We start from the raw sequence: 17,559 nt of genomic DNA, 5'->3' as shown, positions 1-17,559 counted from the left end.
CGACTGCTGAAGCTGCGCGGACTGCTGAAGCTGCGCGGACTGCTGAAGCTGCGCGGACTGCTGAAGCTGCGCGGACTGTTGAAGCTGCGCCGACTGCTGAAGCTGCGCGGACTGCTGAAGCTGCGCCGACCTCGGAGAGCGACCCAGGAACGGATCCCCCCACAACGCAGTCCCCCGCGGCCGCACCGCCCCGGAAGCGGGCGCCGGTCGCCCGCAAACGAACGGGCACCACGGCAGAAGGCTCGCCCGCATCGGCCGCGGGGGAGGGGCAGCCTCCGGCAACTCCCCGCCCGCGCACTCCGCGTCCACGGCGTCCCCAAACATCCGGATCAACCGAGTCCGAGCGCCCGGAAGACGCTCACTGACCTGGGAAAACACGCTATGGATCAAGTCCTCGTAGGCGGCCGCTCGCTCACCGTTCGTCATCTCTGCTGGTGAGACGACGGCGAGCCCCGCGCGCCGGCACCCAAGCGTGAACCCCGTAACGCATGGTGACCGGAACCGGATGTGGGGAGCCCCCTCCGTTTCTCGGATCGCGGGAAACCGTACGATCTTCATGCAAGCGGCAACACCCGCCTGCATACCGACAGTGACCGCGACGCTCACCAGGTGTCGCGGCCCATGTCGGCCGATCCGCCGGTCGGCCTGGCGTCCGAACCCACCAGCCGGGCCACCGGCGGATCCGCGGAACCCCTCTGGTGGTGCCAGGCCCGGCCGGTTCCGCCCACTCGGAAGGCCGGGCCCCGGCTCGTCAGCGGCTGCCCCCGGCTCACCCGCGGCTAGCCCGGCTCGTCAGCGGCTGGCCCCGCGGCTAGCCCGGCTCGCCAGCGGCTGGCCCCGCGGCTAGCCCGGCTCGTCAGCGGCTGGCCCCGCGGCTGGCACCGGCTCCTCAGCGGCGGGGGCTGAGCGGCTCCGTGGCCGCCCGGTCTGCCTCGCGCAGCACTCGCAGCATGTTGCCCGACGCGAGTTTCTCCAGGTCAGCGTCGTCCCATTTGCGGTCGCGCAGTTCCTCGAACAGCCTCGGATACCCCGACACGTCCGCCAGGCCGACCGGCACTTCGGGCGTACCGTCGAAATCCCCGCCCAGGCCGATGTGATCGGCTCCCGCGACCTCGCGGGCGTGCTCGACGTGGTCGGCGACCTGCGCCACCGTGGCCGACGGTTTCGGATGGGCAGCCAGCCACGCGCGGAAGGCGGGTTCGGCGGCCTGGTCGACGGGCAGGGTCGCCGGCAGGGAGGCCGGGTCCTCGCCCGGGCGGGGCGCGCGCGGCCACTCGCCCATCGGATCGGGCAGGCCGAGACGGTTCCACTCCGCCGTGGCGGCCACCTGCCAGTCGCGGATCGCCGCGGAGACGAAGAACGAGACGAAGGTCAGCTGGATGACGCCGCCGTTGCCGGGCAGGCGGGACAGGACGTCGTCGGGGACGTTGCGGGGATGCTCGGTCACCGCTCGGGCGCCCGAGTGCGAGAAGATCACCGGTGCCACGGACTCGTCCAGGGCGGCGTGCATGGTTTCGGTGGCCACGTGCGCCAGGTCCACGAGGACGCCGATGCGCTGCATCTCTCGTACGATGGCCCTGCCCTCGGCCGTCAGGCCGCCCACCGCCGGAGGCTGCGTCGCCGAGTCCGCCCACGCGGTGTGATGGTTGTGGGTGAGGGTCACGTAGCGGACGCCGAGGCGTGCCAGCGCGCGCAGCACGCCCAGCGACCCGGCCAGGCTGTGGCCGCCCTCGACGCCGATCAGCGAGGCGATCCGGCCCGCGGCCATGATCCGTTCGACGTCCGCGGCGGTGTACGCGATCTCCAGGTCCTCCGGATAGGCGGCGGCCATCCGGTGCACCAGGTCGATCTGCTCGAGGGTGTGCGTGACGGCGACCGGCTCGGGCAGGTCGGAGGGCACGTAGACGGACCAGAACTGGGCTCCCACACCTCCGGCGCGTAACCGTGGCAGGTCGGTGTGCAGGGGTGGGCGTTCGTGCTCGAGCCCGGCCACGCTCGACCCGTGCCACTCCCGCAGCCGCATGGGTAGGTCGTTGTGACCGTCAATGATCAGGTTCATGCTCTCTGGCTACCCGCGGGCGCCCCCGGGTGCAAGCGGATCGGGCCGTTCGGCGCCGGAAAACCCGCAACCGGCCGGCACCTGCACGGGCACTGAGCGTGCACCCGCCGACCTGGAATCTCTTCCCCATGCCCGGCCGACAACGGCCGGACAAACGGGGGAGATTGAATGCGACGCGCCAAGCTGCCGATGTCTGTGACAGCTCTGACCGCCGTAATCGCCGGTACCGCCGCAGTTCTGGTGCCGAACGCCGCTTTCGCGGCCGACGCGGACGTGGCCATCCAGGCCGCTGACGACAGCTACACCTCGACCGCCAAGAAGACGACCGCCAGCGGCGCGTCCGACAAGCTCGCCGCCGGCACGGTCGGCAGCGACACGAAGACCGCGTTCCTGAAGTTCACGGTTCCGGCCGGCACCGACGTCAAGAAGGCGCGGCTGTTCCTGAGCCCGTCCAGCAAGCCGTCGGGCAAGGTGACCGTCTCGCGGGTCGTCGACAACTCGTGGACCGAGGCGAAGCTGACCTCCGCCAACGCACCCAAGCTGGGCCTCGCGGTCGCCTCGGTGACCCCGGCGGCCACCGACACGCGGGTCGGTCTCGACCTGAGCGCCGAGGTCACCGGCCCCGGCACCTACTCGTTCGCGGTGACCTCGTCGCTGACCAACGGCGTCGTCCGCTTCCAGTCGGCCGAGAACACGGCCGGCGGTGGCCCCGAGCTGGTCGTCACCACGAACGGCAAGACGCAGGCCACCCCCGTTGCCACGCCGCCGGCCCCCGTCGCGTCCGGCAACTACAGCAACTGCGTCACCGACGCCAAGCTCGTGCCGTCGTGCGGCGTGATGTGGGGCGGTGCCGCGGGTGGCTTCACCAGCAAGCCGCGTGACCTCGAGCACCGCAACTGGGAGAAGCTGAGCGGCCGTACCGCGACGATCTTCCACACGTACCACAAGGGTGACGAGGCGTTCCCGACCAAGGCCGAGATCGCCATGACGCAGGAGGCCGCCAACCCGCGCGTGCTGCTGCTGAACTGGAAGGTCGCGTACGGCTCGAGCTGGGCCAAGGTCGCCAAGGGTGAGCAGAACAAGCGGATCGACGCGTTCGCCACGCGGATCAAGGCGTACGGCAAGAAGACCTTCCTCGTGCTCAACCACGAGCCGGAGAACGACGTCGTCGCCAAGGCCGGCTCCGGCATGGAGGCGAAGGACTTCGCCGCCATGTACCGCCACACCATCCTGCGCCTGCGCCAGCAGGGCGTGACCAACGTCGTCAACGTCCTGGCCTACATGGGCAACGAGAAGTGGATGGCGCAGACCTGGTGGAGCCAGCTCTACCCGGGCAACGACGTCGTCGACTGGATCGGCCTGGACTCGTACGTCTCGGTGGAGAAGGGCTACTACCACTACGGTCTGTTCGCCGACCTGCTCGACCGCAAGCCGAAGGGCGGCGGCCTGGGCTTCTACGACTGGGCGACCACCAAGCACGCCGACAAGCCGATCATGATCGCTGAGTGGGGCGGCTACCACCGCATCGGCAAGACCACCGACAAGTCCGCCATGTACAACAGCGTCCTGCCGCAGCTGGTCAAGCGTCCCGGTATCAAGGCGATCGTGCACTTCGACACGAAGGCCGACGACGAGGGCAACCGCGACATCAGCATCGACAGCACCCCGGCCGGCCTGGCCGCCTTCAAGAAGCTGGCCGCCAACCCGATCTTCAACGTGAAGCTCGGCTGATCTTTTCTCCCCCTCAGTGGAAAGCGCCGTCCGGTCCCCCGCCGGGCGGCGCTTTCCCGTTCCCGTTTCCGTTTTCGATCAGCCTCCGCCTTCGATTCCCTTTCCGTTTTCGATCAGCATTTGCGCGGGGTCAGGGCTTCCTGCCGAGCCGATCGACGACCCCGCGTTCCGTCACGGCGGTCGTGGCCGTGATCATCCCGGCCTTGCCGTAGGGCTTGTCCTCCACCAGGTAGGACCGCTCACCGAGATAGTCACCGCTCGCCTCATCGAAGATCCACTCGCGGCGTTCGCCCAGTTCCTCCCGAGCCACCGCCACACCGTGCCGCCCTGTTGCGTCCACCGCGTCCCGGACCAGCTCCACCCCGGGAATCTTCGCTGCCGCCTGGTAGATCGCGGCGTTCGTCGGCGCCGGGAACATCGACTCGCCCAGCAGATCACCGATCACGGTGAACGCCTGGCCGTCCGGGCTGTTCCCCTTCCCCGCCGAGTCCGCGTAGATCTTCCTCAACAGCTCATCCGGGTCCTGCGGCAGATCCGGCTGCACCCGCTCGGCCGTGAAGACGCCCAGGTCGGTGGGCCGGTCGACCTCTTTGAGCCGCCCCTTCCCCCCGGCGAACAGCGGCAGCCAGATCTCCCGGTCGTGCAACTCGTCGAGCGAACCCTTGTCGTTGTCGGTGAACTCCATGTAGGCGATGCGGCTCTTCACGTACAGATAGCGGCCCTCGGTGGCCCCACTCGCCGGCCGTGCCATCGCCATCGCGGCGAGCCGGTCGAGGAAGACCAGCGCGGCGTCGTGATCCCCGGCCAGAACCTGGGTGGTCGGATTCGGTCGCACCGAGTCGTTCCACGGCCCAGCGATCACCCCGGCCGCGACCACCGCGGCAAGCACACCCGCCGGCGCTGCCATCATCATCAGGCGCCGTCGGCGGGCCGGTTGCGGCGAGGCGTGGATCTCGTCCATCAGGTGGGCGCGGAGGGCGCGCCGCCGGCTGTCGGGCAGGTCAGGACCGGTGGGCGGGGCCGTCGTCAGGTCACTCATCGCGTCTCCTCCGGCAGGGCCGAAAGCCATGGGGTACGGGCGGACGCCGCCCGCCGTCGCTCCAGCCCACCCTCAGCAGGCCCGTGCCGAGGCTCTGCCACATCGGTCCCGGCCACCGGGTGGCGCTGCACTTCCGGATGGTTCTCGGTCAGCGGGTGGCGTTGCACGGCCGGATCGTTCTCGGTCAGCGGGTGGCGTTGCTGTGCCGGATCTGGTTCGGGTGGTGGGCGGCGGGGCTGGGTCAGCTCGGCCTCGGCGCGGGCGCGTAATCGCGTCCGTGCCCGGGACAGCCGGGACCGGACCGTTCCGACCGGGATGCCGAGCGCCTCCGCCACCGCCGCGTAGTCCAGCTGCTGCCACACGCAGAGCAGGAACACCTCCCGGTCGGCCCGCCGCAGCGCCCGCAGTGCCGTAGCCGCGGCCGCCAGTTGCTCGGCGTCGTACATCCGGCCCACCACCTCGTCGGCGAAGTCCGGCAGCGCACCGGCGGCCGGCACCCGGGACGAGGCGGCCCGGGACAGGGCAGCCCGGTAGCGCCGCGCGGTACGCCGACGGTTCCGCAGCACGTTGGTGGCGATGCCGAGCAGCCACGGGCGCAAGCTCTCCCCGTCCGGGCGCAGCGTCTCCCGAATCCGCCACGCCTCCAGGAACGTGAGCGAAACCACGTCCTCGGCGTTCCCATGGTCGCCGTCGGTCCACACGGCATGCCGGTACACGGCCTGCGCATGCTCGTCGAAGAGCTCCCCGAAGGCGGTCTCTTCACCGGCCCGGATCCGGGCCCGCATAATCGCTGTCACGTCATGTTCTGTCCGCTCGGCGGTGAGGGTTCCACACTTTCTACCCGATGATCGGTCTCTCCCGGGTTCGGTGACGCTCGGTGGCCGGCTGGGTCGCGCGCGAGCGGGCCGGCGCAACCTCGCTGGCCGGCGCAACCTCGCTGGCCGGCGCAACCTTGGGCCGGCGCAACCTCGCGACGGCGCAACCTCGTGGGCCGGCGCAACCTCGCGGATGGGAGTAGCCGGCGTGTGACCGGGCGGTGTCAGTTCGTCAGGACTGTGTGCAGCCGCTTCGCCTCCTTCACCAGGCGTGAGCTTCCGCTCCGGCCCGCAACGGTGGCCAGCTCGGGGAGCTCGGCACGGGCGCCGGCGGTGCGGGCCACCTGCGTGGACAGTTCGAGCAGGTCGGGCAGCCCACGCGGCGCCTTCGGAAGCAGCAGCGGAAGTGCCGCGGCGAGCACCTCCCAGACAGCGGCAGAAGCTCCCGCCCGATGCGCATCGGTCAGCGCGGGAACAACCCGCGTCAGCTTGATGAGGCTGTCCGGACCGCAGAGCCGACCCAACTCCGCACCCACCGCGGCAAAGAACGACACCGCCGAGCCAGGCGCAACTCCGGTGGAAGCGGGAGGCGATGTGACGGCGGAAGCGGGAGGCGATGTGACGGCGGAAGCGGGAGGCGAAGCGACGGCGGACGCGGGAGGCGAAGTAGCGGTGAACGCAGGAGAAACGGTGACGGCGGTCGCGGGGGATGCGGCGAAGGTCAGGAACGCGTCCACCCCGGCCACCCGGTCGGCCTCATGACGGGCGGCCAGCACATAAGCCAGAGCCAGCGTCACAGCCGGCCCCACCGGTCCGTCGCATTCCGCCAGCAGTGGTAGCAGCTCACCGCCGCCCCGGAAATCCTGGTCGGCCAGGCCCGCGAGCCGCACCAGCGCCCACGCCGCGCTCACCTCCCGGTGATGGGGCAGCACCATGGTCAGGATATCGGTCTCCACGAAGAAGTCGCTGGAGAGGAACCGGGGTGTCGGTTGCCGGTACAGCGTGACCAGCTGCTCCGCCATCCGCAGCCCACCTGTGCCCGATGGCTCCAGGGTCACCAGCACCCGCGACGTCACCGCCGGCCGGCCGTAGACCGGCTCCAGCGACTTCGCACCCACCCGCTGCTCGAGCCGGGTGCTCACCGGGTCGGGTAGTCCGCCGCCCGCCAGACAAGCCGCGAACTGCTTGCCCGCGGGCGAGGTCAGCCTGTCGGCGACCGAGGGATCCGACTGGCGGGGCACCCGTAGCAGAGCCTGTTCCAGGTCGAGGGGCCACGGCTCCCATCCCTCGGCCTCCGCCCGGGCCAGCCGTTGCGCCAGCACCGCGGCGTCGAGGCTGCCGTTCACCCGGGTCGGCGTGGCCAGCAGCAGCGGCACCGGCGAACGGGCCAACTGCACGGACACCTCGGCGACCCGCGCCGCCAGAACCCCCTCGGGTGTCGCCTTCAGCGCCGAATCCCGCCCGCCCCTGCGCCCGCTCTCCCAAACGATCTTCACAGCGCTGAAGATCCGCCGCCCGAGCCCGCTCTGCGCAAGCCCAGCCCCGGCGAACTCACCGTCCCCGGCAAGCGACCGAATCGCCTCACCCAGAAACGTGGTCCGCTGCTGAGGCACCCAAACAGTCTCAGAAAACTGATGCTCGAACCGCCCGAGCAGCGCCTCAAGCTCTCCCCGCGCCGACCGCAAACTCACCAGCCCAGCAAGCACCCGTTCCCACCGCACCCCGGTCTCCTCAGTCATCAGGAGCACGATCTCCTCGACGAGCTCGGCAACGTCAGTTATCGGCGGCGGAAACTCAGCGACCGGCGCCAACGCGGGCAGCGCCACCGGCCCGGCGGTGCGGAGACCAGCGACGGACGGCGGGGCGCCGAGCAGCTCAGCGCACCGCACCGGCAGGTCGCCGGGGAGCATCCCGGCCGCCGCCGCGAGCCGGGCGGCCGTCGCGGGGGAGAGGCCGTCCGCATGCTTGCCGATCACATTCAGCGCGCGCTCCTGGATGTCGAGCGCGGGATGCCCGAACGCGGTGGCGGCCGTCTCCAGGATCTCGCCGGCACGTGACGGCACCCGGCGCACCACCCTCTCGAGCCAGGAGAGCTGGCTCTTGACCAGGGTCTTCTCCGTCCGCAGGAGGGTGGCCGCGCTGACCTCGAGCAGGGTTTCCAGCTCGAGGCGGCCGGCCTCGTCGACCGCACGCAGGGAGCGCTGGGCCATCACGGCGACGGTGGAGGGCGCGTCGGGCAGCAGCCGCGTGTAGCCGGGGACGTGGCGGGCCATCTCGTCCACGGCCGGGTTGAGGGCGTCGTGGAGCATGAGGAACGGGCGCAGAGCGTTGGGCCGGTCACCGCGCACGAGGCGGTCCATGGTGGAGTCCAGCACGCGGGCGCGGTCCAGCCGGCCCTCCGCGACCAGGTCGGCGACGACGGTGGGGAAGCGCGGTGTGGCGTCCCACTTGCCGGTCTTGGGGCTCAGGTGCCCGGTGCCCGCGTCGGCACCGAGCCCGTCGATCTCGAAGACGGCGGGGAGGAGCCGGTCCAGGAAGGGGTCGTCGCGCATCCGCTGGTGCAGGGGAGGGGCTGTCCTGTGGGAGCGCTGCAACTGGTTCAGCCAGCCGCGGACGAAACCCTCGGTGACCGGCGGCTCGGCTGCTCCGGCGCGGATCAGTGCGGCGGCGAAACGCCAGTCCTCGAACCAGACGTCGCGGGCCGCGAGGCGCTCGGCCAGGCGGACGCCGAGGTCGCCGATCCAGGGCAGCTCGCGGGCCCGGGCGATGGTCAGGAACAGCCGCGGATCCATCCGGTTCCACATCTGCAGGGAGCGGCGGCCGAGCAGCGCCGCCGCCTTGGCCGCGGTCGGGACGCAGCCGATCACCGCGAGCGCCCAGCCGGAGGTGGGGCTGCAGTCGGCGCGCCACCACAGGTCCGGGTCGGCGGCCCGGATCCCGGCCTCGACCTGTTTGGCCGCCGCCCGCCGCTCGGCCTCGGGCGCGGCCAGCAGCAGGGTGGTGATCCCGTCGAGGTCGCGGGCCCGGGCCAGCCCGTCGAGGGCCTGCCACGAGATTGTCCGGTCCGTGGTCATGCCGGCGCCTCGGCGAGCTCACCGGCGAGGACCATGCGCACCGCCAGAGCGTGCTTGCACGGGCCCCGGCCGCCGCGGTGTTTCGCCCACCAGGGGCAGGTGCACGAGGAGGCGTTGCGCACCTGGTACGCCTCGGCGCCGCCGCGCACGAACGACACCTCGGGACCGGCGGTGACCGCACCGGCGGCGATCAGCGCCCGGGCCCCGGCGAGGCGGGGGTTCATCTTCTCCACGACGTCCGCCGAGTAGGGCAGGGTGCGGTGGAAATAGCCCGCCTCGGCGACGTCGTAGCCCACCCGGCCGGACGTGCCGAGCTGGGTCAGCGCGTCACGCACCCGGTCGGTGCTGATGCCGGCGGAGGTGGCCAGCTCGTCCACGTCGATGGCCGGGTCCCAGGAGAGCAGGGCGCTGATCAGGTCGGCGTCGTCGGCCACCTCGTCGGTGGCCAGGGACTCCAGCACCGATCCCTCACCGGAGAACCCGCGGTGGGGCTCCGGTGACAGCGTGAGCGACAGGCGCAACGACGGCATGCTCAGCTCCCAGGTGCTGGCGACCGGCCCGTTGCCCGCTGAGACGACAGGTCCGTAAACGCGGAGCACGTAGGCGTACCGAAGGAAGGGTTTGAAAGCGGCGAGGCGCCCGGCGCCCGGCAGGCAGACCGCGCCCGGCGCAGGCCGGGAGGTGAACCGCAGCGAGCGCCCCGCCGGAACCGCCCACAGCACCGACTTGTCGCTGGCGGGAAGCCTGTTGAGCAGCACCCGGGCCTCGGCGGCGCCGATCTCGGCCCGCGGGTCGAAGCGTGCGGTGAGCACCTGCGCCTCGGCGAAGCCGCGCAGCCAGCGCGAGGGGAGCGGCACCTTGCGCTCGACGAGCGGGCCGTCGAAGGTGGTGACCGTGAGGTCGTCGGGGCCGACCGCGACGTGCAGCGGATCGGCCCGGCCGACCCGGGCGAGGGCCCGCTGCAGGGGCAGGTTGACATCGACGTTGGTGGTGCCGTGCGCGACGATCTCGCCGTCGAGGCCGGCGGGCAGGACGTCCATCCGGGCATAAACGCCGCAGCAGCCGGAGAACGACTCGAAGCGCAACCTGTCCGACCCGGCGGTGACCACGGGATCGAGGCTGGCCGGGCTGACCGGGCGGAAATAGCGCGTGCGGGCCACCTCGGCGACGGCGAGCAGCCCGGTCGCCGCGGCACCGGGATCGGTCAGGAAGCCGGTGAAGAAGCGGGGGTGCGCCGCCGGGCCGCCGGAGGTCTGCAGGGTGAGGCCGTCGTCGAGGGCCGACGAGCCGAGGTACGAGTACGCCGCGGAAACCATGCAGGAGAACCTAGGGAGCGGGTATGACAATTTCCGGGACCGCCCCAATTCCGGCGCCCGGCGGCGGTCCGTGCCACGATGGGCGAAAAGACTTGAGTGGGAGATATGAGCGAACACGTTTCCGACAGCACCGAGTGGCAGAGCCTCCAGGGCCTCGCGGAGAAGTTCTCGGCGGTGCACCTGCGCGACCTGTTCGGCAGTGACCCCCAGCGCGGCGAGCGGTACGCCGCCGAGGTTGCCGGCCTGTATGTCGACTACAGCAAGAACCTGGTCACCGACGAGGTGCTGAACGCCCTGTTCGCCCTCGCCGAGCGGGCGAAGCTGTCCGAGAAGATCACCGCGATGTTCTCCGGTGAGCACATCAACGTCACCGAGGACCGGGCCGTCCTGCACACCGCGCTGCGCCTGCCCCGCGACGCCTCGCTCGTCGTCGACGGCCAGGACGTGGTCGCCGATGTGCACGATGTGCTCGACCGGATGGGTGCCTTCGCCGACAAGGTCCGGTCCGGCGCCTGGACCGGGCACACCGGCCAGCGCATCAAGACGGTCGTCAACATCGGTATCGGCGGCTCCGACCTCGGCCCGGTGATGGCCTACGAGGCGCTGAAGGACTTCAGCCAGCGCGACATCGAGTGCCGGTTCGTGTCGAACATCGACCCGACCGACCTCTACGAGAAGACCGTCGACCTCGACCCGGCGACGACCCTGTTCATCGTGGCGTCCAAGACGTTCACCACGCAGGAGACGCTGACCAACGCCAAGGAGGCGCGCACCTGGCTCCTCGGCAAGCTCGGTGACGACGCGGCCGTCGCGAAGCACTTCGTCGCGGTCAGCACCAACGCGGAGAAGGTCGCCGCCTTCGGCATCGACACCGAGAACATGTTCGGCTTCTGGGACTGGGTCGGCGGCCGCTACTCGCTCCCGTCCGCGGTCGGCCTGAGCGTCATGATCGCGATCGGCAAGGAGCGGTTCGCCGAGATGCTCGCCGGTTACCGCGCCGTCGACGAGCACTTCCGCAGCACCCCGATCGAGCGCAACGTGCCGGCCCTGCTCGGCCTGATCAACGTCTGGTACGACACGTTCCTCGGCGCACAGTCGCACGCGGTCCTGCCGTACGCGCAGTACCTGCACCGGTTCGCCGCCTACCTCCAGCAGCTCACCATGGAGAGCAACGGCAAGTCGGTGCGCCTGGATGGTGAGCCGGTCACCTTCCAGACCGGCGAGGTGTTCTGGGGCGAGCCCGGCACCAACGGCCAGCACGCCTTCTACCAGCTGATCCACCAGGGCACGAAGCTGATCCCGGCGGACTTCATCGGCTTCAGCGTGCCCAACCACGACGTCGGCGAGATGCACGACCTGTTCATGTCGAACTTCCTGGCGCAGACCGGAGCGCTCGCCTTCGGCCGGACCCTCGAGCAGGTGCGGGCCGAGGGCACCGACGAGAAGGTGGCCACCCACCGCGTCATGCAGGGCAACCACCCGACGACCACGATCCTGGCCGACCGTCTGACGCCGGGCACGTTCGGGCAGTTGGTGGCGCTCTACGAGCACATCACGTTCACCCAGGGCGTGATCTGGGAGATCAATTCGTTCGACCAGTGGGGCGTCGAACTGGGCAAGGTCATGGCGAACCAGCTCGCACCGAAGCTGACGTCGCGGGAGGCTCCCGCCGACGACGCCGACTCCTCCACGAACACCCTGATCAAGCGGTACCGGGCTGCCCGCGGACGCTGATCGACCCTAGGCTCAGTGCCGTGGACACGTCTACGGCACTGAGCCTGCGCATGACCAGCCTCCTGCTGGGCCCGCGCACCGAAGAAAGCCCGCGCACCGAAGAAAGCCCGCGGACCGGGGAGACAGTTCGCGGTGTCGTCGAGTGGTTCGGCGCGATGCAGGCGCAGGATCTCAACAGCGTGCTGTGGTCACTCGGTGTGCGCCTGCCCGGCCGCGGCCTGTCCGAGATCGTCGCGGCCACCGAGGACCGCGAGGTCGTCCGCACCTGGCCGATGCGCGGCACCGTCCACCTGATTCCGTCGGCTGACGCGCACTGGATGCTCGATCTCACCGGGGTCCGCCAGCTCACCGGCGTGGCCCGGCGCTGGGAGCATCTCGGCCTGGACGAGAAGATCGCGACAAGGTCGATGGAGCTGCTCGCCGCGGCGCTGTCCGCCGGCGGCGGCCGCTTGACGCGATCCGAGTGCCTGGGCGCGCTCACCGAGGGCGGCATCGACGTCACCGGGCAGCGCGGTTACCACCTTCTCTGGTACGCGAGTCAGCGCTCGTTGACGGCGATAGCCCCCAACCGTGCGGCGGAGCAGACGTTCGTGCTGCTCGACGAGTGGGTCCCGGCCGCCAACCGCCCCTCGCGTGAGGAGGGCCTGGCGATCCTGGCCCAGCGGTTCTTCCGCTCGCACGGACCGGCCACCGTCAAGGACTTCTCCGGCTGGACCACCCTGACCATGAAGGACTCCCGCGCCGGCATCGCGGACGCCGGCCTGGTGGCCGTGGACGTCGACGGCACCGAGATGTGGGCGGACCCGGCCGTGCTCGACGCCGGCCCGGTGACCGGCTGGTGGGCGCTGCCGGGCTTCGACGAATATCTGCTGGGCTACAAGGACCGGTCGATGATGGCGTCACCCGCCCACCTGGCCAGGATCGTCCCCGGCGGCAACGGGGTCTTCCAGTCGACCCTGGTCCACAACGGCCGGGTGATGGCCACCTGGAAGCGCACCATCAGCAAGAAGGCGGTCACGGTGACCGTCCTGCCCCTCTCCGATTTCCGGTTCGACGACGCACGACCCGCACTTGAGCGTTACGCCGCTTACTTGGGCCTCCCATTGACAATGGGACCCTCGTAGGTATTCGCAGAGCCGGCGAGGACGAGAGTCGCTAAGCCTCGTTACCAGGGCGCCGGACGGGGCGGCGCACCCGTCGTCCGGTTGCGGTGGCGGACATGCCTCGCAAATATCGGCGCCCGCGTTCGAAGATTTGCTTCGTTATGTGCTCGTCCTTGGCGAGGCGATCGTACATTCGGACCTTACGGGCCCGATCGGCTTTTGCGTACTCATCTTTGATGATTAGCAGGAGATCTCCCGCCAGGGAGTGGGGAAAACCTCTGTCGATCAGATGCGCGATATCTTTCGAGTCGGGCGTTTCCTTGCCGGTCTGCGCCATGCCGAGCAGCATTGCAAGGTGGTAACGGTAGTCGTCAGCCGCGCTTAGCCCCTCCTTGATAGTCAGATAGTCGTCGGCCTCGCGAAGAATGTCGATACAGGCACCATACGTCGCTAGGTCCCACGAGGACTGAAAAGCTGTGTCGTAGATTTCCGGGTCAAAGATCTTTCCAGGGCTGATTCGGGCGATGTGGGGTGTTTGCACCAGGATGCTGAGTACTGCTTGTCCCATCTCGTCAATGCTGACGATGCGATCGACCGGTTTGTTCTGGTTGAAATAATAGCGGCGGCGACGTTCGTAATACAGGTTGCGTTCGGCAAGGAAGTCTTCGATCAGTCGTTGTACCCGGTCTGTGGCCCGTAGCGTGCTCGGCCCAAATGGGGTCTGGCTGTTGGTGGCGCGGATGATGCGCTCTCGCCTACTGCTTTCCTCCGCTTGGATCACCTTCACCAGGAGGCTGCGTTCATCGGGATTGTGGCCGTTCGTACGGCGTTTGAATATCTCGTGAGAAGTCTGGAGACCGTTGACTATCTGGGGGGACTCGAGTTCCAGCACCTTATTCGCCGGCTGCACTTTTGACGCAACGATGGTGACACCATTGTTGAGCCACCAGAAATCCTCGGTCGGGTCCGAGTCTTCCAAGGTCTCCTGGATACTGCGGTTGACCGCGGTCTCGCCCTCGTAGTCGCGGACGTTCGCTTCGAAGAGGCTCGCGTCCAGTTCGCCCGACCGGGTGGTAATGAATTTGTCGTAGTCGCGGAGTCTCACGACACCTATGTATCCGCCGATACTCGTGGAGATGGGATTCTCGGCAAGAATCAGCTTCCGTGTGATGATATCTGGCTTACGCGCGAGGTCACTCAGTTTCACCGCGTCCAAGAAATCCACTTGCGGGGTGCAACCACCGAATAGACGCTTGAGGCAGGATCTTAATTCCAGTGATTTCCTTTCGATCGATGGATGTAGGTGATCGGCTCGCAGGGAAGCGAATACCACCGAGATGTGGAGCTCCGGCATGTCCAGCCGTCGGTATAAGTCCAGGAACCGCCGGCTCACCTCGATTATGCGGCGGTTGGCGAACTCGGTCAGATCGTTCTCGTCTCGTCCGAAGTCGAGCAGCTTCGGCAAGTTCACGAGCAATTTGTCCATCGGCGGCTCGGTGAATCCGGCTGAGTTTTTGACCTGCAGCATCACTAGATCGATCGTCGCTCTGCGCCCGAAGTTGTGGTAGTCGTCATCTCGGAGGCACATTGAGTTGACGAACAGGTACATGGCGTCGATGCCGCAGTCCTTGTCGCCGTCAACGATGCCGCTGAGCAAGTCGTCGTGTGCTGGGTTGAACTGCTGCTTGAGATAATGGCGCGCGACAAAGAACGTGTGGTGGTCCGCGGGGGTGAGTTTGGGCGTCGATCGAGTGCGATCGTTGTCGAGCATCGACTGGAGAAGTACAACATCGTTACTGCTCAAGTCCGCCGTCCTCTGTGTTGAATTCGGGTGGATCCAGCGTGGGCTCTGTGTGGCCGCCTTTTCGTGCACGCTGGCAACATGCTTGCTGTTCTAGGTGTGCCTTCTCAATCCCTTGCGCTGAGATCCATTTCCGAAGACTGATTATTTTGACAATTTGGATGGACAATCCTGTACGGGTCAGCGGGGGAAGATCGAGAGTTGTCGGCGTTGGCGGTCTTGTGCTTTCGAAGTTCTCTCGGCCGGTCGGCGGGGCCGCAGCCGGTGGTCGGTTCACCCAGCAGCTGGCACGTTGCTGCGGCTGGTCGCAAGTCTGGATGCGGGCTCCCGTTAATAGTTAAGAACCCTTGATATTTACGGATGTGAACGCCACTATGTGGGCACACATCCACATGCGTCAGGGGAGAGGCCATGAGAGTTCGACGCGGGTTGATGGCGTTGGTCGCCGGGCTGGTGGTGGCGACCGGTTCCGTGATGGCGTTCTCGCCGTCCGGTGCGGCGGCCGTCGCATGTTCCTCGACGGTGTGGGCCGAGGGCCCCACCTACACCGCGGGACAGCAGGTCACCTATCAGGCTCACCTCTACCAGGCGCTCGTCACGCACACCGCGTGGGCCGGCACCGGCTGGAACCCGGCCGCCACACCGACCCTCTGGAAGGACCTCGGCGCGTGCAGCGGCGGAAGCTCGCCCTCGCCGTCCGTCTCGCCCTCCCGGTCCTCGTCCCCGTCCGCCTCGCCGTCGGTCTCGCCCTCGCCGTCCGTCAGCCAGCCCGCGTGCGCCGTGAAGGGCCGCCCGGCGGGCAAGGTGCTCCAGGGTTACTGGGAGAACTGGGACGGCGCCTCCAACGGCGTGCACCCCGGCATGGGCTGGATCCCGATCAGCGACAGCCGGATCACCCAGCACGGCTACAACGTGCTGATGGCCGCCTTCCCGGTGATCCGCTCCGACGGCACCGTGCTGTGGGAGAACGGCATGGACGCGGGTGTGAAGGTGCCGACCGCCGCCGAGATCTGCGCGGCCAAGGCGCGGGGCGCCACCATCCTGATGTCGATCGGCGGCGCGACAGCCGGTGTCGACCTCAGCTCCAGCGCCGTCGCCGACCGGTTCGTCGCCACGATCGTGCCGATCCTGAAGGCGTACAACTTCGACGGCATCGACATCGACATCGAGACCGGCCTCACCGGTAGCGGCAGCATCAACACGCTCTCCACCTCGCAGGCGAACCTGATCCGCATCATCGACGGCGTGCTCGCCGCGATGCCGCCGAACTTCGGGCTCACGATGGCGCCGGAGACCGCGTACGTGACCGGCGGCAGCGTGGTCTACGGCTCGATCTGGGGCTCCTACCTGCCGATCATCAAGAAGTACCTGGACAACGGGCGCCTCTGGTGGCTCAACATGCAGTACTACAACGGCAGCATGTACGGGTGCTCCGGTGACTCGTACGGTGCCGGCACCGTGCAGGGCTTCACCGTGCAGACCCAGTGCCTCGCCAACGGCCTGACGATCCAGGGCACGACCATCCGGATCCCGTACGACAAGCAGGTCCCCGGCCTGCCGGCACAGTCCGGTGCGGGCGGCGGTTACATGACGCCGTCGCTGGTGGCGCAGGCGTACAACAGCGTCCCCGGCATCAAGGGCCTGATGACCTGGTCGATCAACTGGGACGGCTCCCGCAACTGGACCTTCGGCGACAACGTCAAGGCGCTCCAGGGCCGCTGACGGATGCCCCCGTGCCACCGAGCGGTGGCACGGGGAACCGCCGATCCGCGAGGGGACCTGAGCCGCCGCCCCGGGCGGACCCCAGCCGCTGCCCGGGAACCTCGACGTAGCGATAGGTCAGCCACGAGATCCCGAACACCAGAGCCAGGTAACCGGCGGCCACCACCGCGTCCGGGAGCCCGGAGCGCAGGAACGGCTGCAGCATCTGGATCAGCACGTAATGCACCAGGTAGATCGAGTAGCTGAGCACCCCGATCCGGGCGAGCCACGCCGGCGTACGCCACCGCCGTGTCCCCATGCCGATCGCGAACACCCCGCCGAACACCAGCAGCGTGATCATCGACCGTGCCACGTAGCGGGGGGTGAGCGCGTCCAGCGACACCAGCTCCCCGAGCCAGTTGGCCAGCAGCGCCGCCCCGACGACCGTGCCGGTGACCGCGGGCAGCCACCACCCGGTCTGCCCCCGGTCGGCCCGGTGGATCGTCGTACCGGTGAACATCACCGCGACGATCAGCAGCCCGTCCCAGGCGTGCGACGGGTCCTGGTTGACCATCAGCAGGGTCATCGCCAGCCCGCCGAGCAGGACGCCCCCGCCCACGACGGCCCACCGCCGCCCGGAGACCATCGCGGCCAGCCCGGCAACCAGGAGCACCGCCGCGACTGGCACGCCGACGGCACCGGTGAAGGCCAGCGGGGCGGTGATCACGGCCAGGCCGGCCAGTCCCATCGCCACCCACCCGTCCAGCCGGTGCAGCCGCAGCGCGAACAGCCCGGAGACGAGCAGATAGAACGCCATCTCGAAGCTCAGCGTCCAGAGCACCGGCGTGGCCGGCGGCACACCGAGCAGGAACGGCAGCATCGTCGCGTGCGCGACCAGGTCGATCGATCCCGCGAACGGAAGGAGGACAACAAGATAGAGCGGGAACAACCGGCACGCGCGGCTGCGCCAGAACGCCCGCAGGTCACCGTGCCGTTCCAGGGAGGCCGGGATGATGTAGCCGCTGACCAGGAAGAACAGCATCACCCCGGCGGTGCCGGCGTGCAGCCACTCGCCGGTGAACGCGCGGAGATCGGTGAACACGTACCGGGTCAGATGGGCATAGACCACCAGCAGGACGGCGACTGCGCGGAGCCCGTCGAGCCACGCCAACCGGGGTGCGGTCAT

The 17,559-nt window shown here is 68.9% G+C and carries 11 protein-coding genes; 4 read left to right on the top strand and 7 right to left on the bottom strand.

What is annotated here, in order from left to right; all coding sequences use genetic code 11:
• Nucleotides 1-889: 889 nt before the first annotated feature.
• Nucleotides 890-2,059: a dipeptidase gene (locus ACFQV6_RS29645; protein WP_378030908.1), complete on the bottom strand. Its 1,170-nt coding sequence runs from the start codon at nt 2,057-2,059 to the stop codon at nt 890-892.
• A 168-nt stretch (nt 2,060-2,227) separates the two neighbouring features.
• Here ACFQV6_RS29645 and ACFQV6_RS29640 point away from each other — a divergent pair, with 168 nt between their 5' ends.
• Nucleotides 2,228-3,790 carry a DNRLRE domain-containing protein gene (locus ACFQV6_RS29640; protein ID WP_378030907.1) on the top strand — a complete coding sequence of 521 codons (1,563 nt, stop codon included), beginning with the start codon at nt 2,228-2,230 and terminating at the stop codon, nt 3,788-3,790.
• Nucleotides 3,791-3,920: 130 nt separating this feature from the next.
• Here the strand turns inward: ACFQV6_RS29640 and ACFQV6_RS29635 are convergent, their stop codons facing one another.
• From ACFQV6_RS29635 to ACFQV6_RS29620, 4 genes are all read right to left on the bottom strand, one after another.
• Nucleotides 3,921-4,829 carry a CU044_5270 family protein gene (locus ACFQV6_RS29635; RefSeq protein ID WP_378030906.1) on the bottom strand — a complete coding sequence of 303 codons (909 nt, stop codon included), beginning with the start codon at nt 4,827-4,829 and terminating at the stop codon, nt 3,921-3,923.
• Nucleotides 4,826-5,626, bottom strand: coding sequence for an RNA polymerase sigma factor (locus ACFQV6_RS29630; protein ID WP_378030905.1), 801 nt, complete (start codon nt 5,624-5,626; stop codon nt 4,826-4,828). Before ACFQV6_RS29630 ends, ACFQV6_RS29635 begins: the two co-directional genes overlap by 4 nt.
• Nucleotides 5,627-5,868: 242 nt before the next feature.
• Nucleotides 5,869-8,718 (bottom strand): DUF6493 family protein, encoded by a 2,850-nt coding sequence (locus ACFQV6_RS29625; protein ID WP_378030904.1) that lies wholly within the window; start codon nt 8,716-8,718, stop codon nt 5,869-5,871.
• Entirely contained in the window at nt 8,715-10,034 is a 1,320-nt protein-coding gene (locus ACFQV6_RS29620; RefSeq protein ID WP_378030903.1) for an SWIM zinc finger family protein, read from the bottom strand. Before ACFQV6_RS29620 ends, ACFQV6_RS29625 begins: the two co-directional genes overlap by 4 nt.
• A gap of 105 nt (nt 10,035-10,139) precedes the next feature.
• On the opposite strand from ACFQV6_RS29620, the gene pgi reads away from it, so the two are divergent.
• Complete coding sequence (pgi, locus tag ACFQV6_RS29615) at nt 10,140-11,768, top strand: glucose-6-phosphate isomerase (RefSeq protein WP_378030902.1); 1,629 nt, start codon at nt 10,140-10,142, stop codon at nt 11,766-11,768.
• A gap of 20 nt (nt 11,769-11,788) precedes the next feature.
• Nucleotides 11,789-12,892, top strand: a complete 1,104-nt coding sequence (locus ACFQV6_RS29610) for a winged helix DNA-binding domain-containing protein (protein ID WP_378030901.1) — start codon at nt 11,789-11,791, stop codon at nt 12,890-12,892.
• 31 nt (nt 12,893-12,923) lie between these two features.
• Here ACFQV6_RS29610 and ACFQV6_RS29605 read toward each other — a convergent pair whose 3' ends face one another.
• The gene (locus tag ACFQV6_RS29605) at nt 12,924-14,675 is read right to left on the bottom strand and encodes an AIPR family protein (RefSeq protein WP_378030900.1); all 1,752 of its coding nucleotides are present in this window, start codon (nt 14,673-14,675) and stop codon (nt 12,924-12,926) included.
• A 408-nt stretch (nt 14,676-15,083) separates the two neighbouring features.
• Between ACFQV6_RS29605 and ACFQV6_RS29600 the strand changes: the two genes are divergently transcribed.
• On the top strand, nt 15,084-16,394 hold the full coding sequence (locus tag ACFQV6_RS29600; protein ID WP_378030899.1) for a glycosyl hydrolase family 18 protein: 1,311 nt from the start codon (nt 15,084-15,086) through the stop codon (nt 16,392-16,394).
• Here ACFQV6_RS29600 and ACFQV6_RS29595 read toward each other — a convergent pair.
• Entirely contained in the window at nt 16,372-17,559 is a 1,188-nt protein-coding gene (locus tag ACFQV6_RS29595; protein WP_378030898.1) for an acyltransferase family protein, read from the bottom strand. The genes ACFQV6_RS29600 and ACFQV6_RS29595 overlap by 23 nt on opposite strands.

It is taken from the genome of Actinoplanes sp. GCM10030250, from assembly GCF_042666575.1.
Lineage (GTDB): Bacteria > Actinomycetota > Actinomycetes > Mycobacteriales > Micromonosporaceae > Actinoplanes.
Note: the sequence above shows the minus strand (reverse complement) of the source record. Positions and strands in the feature narration are given on the sequence as shown.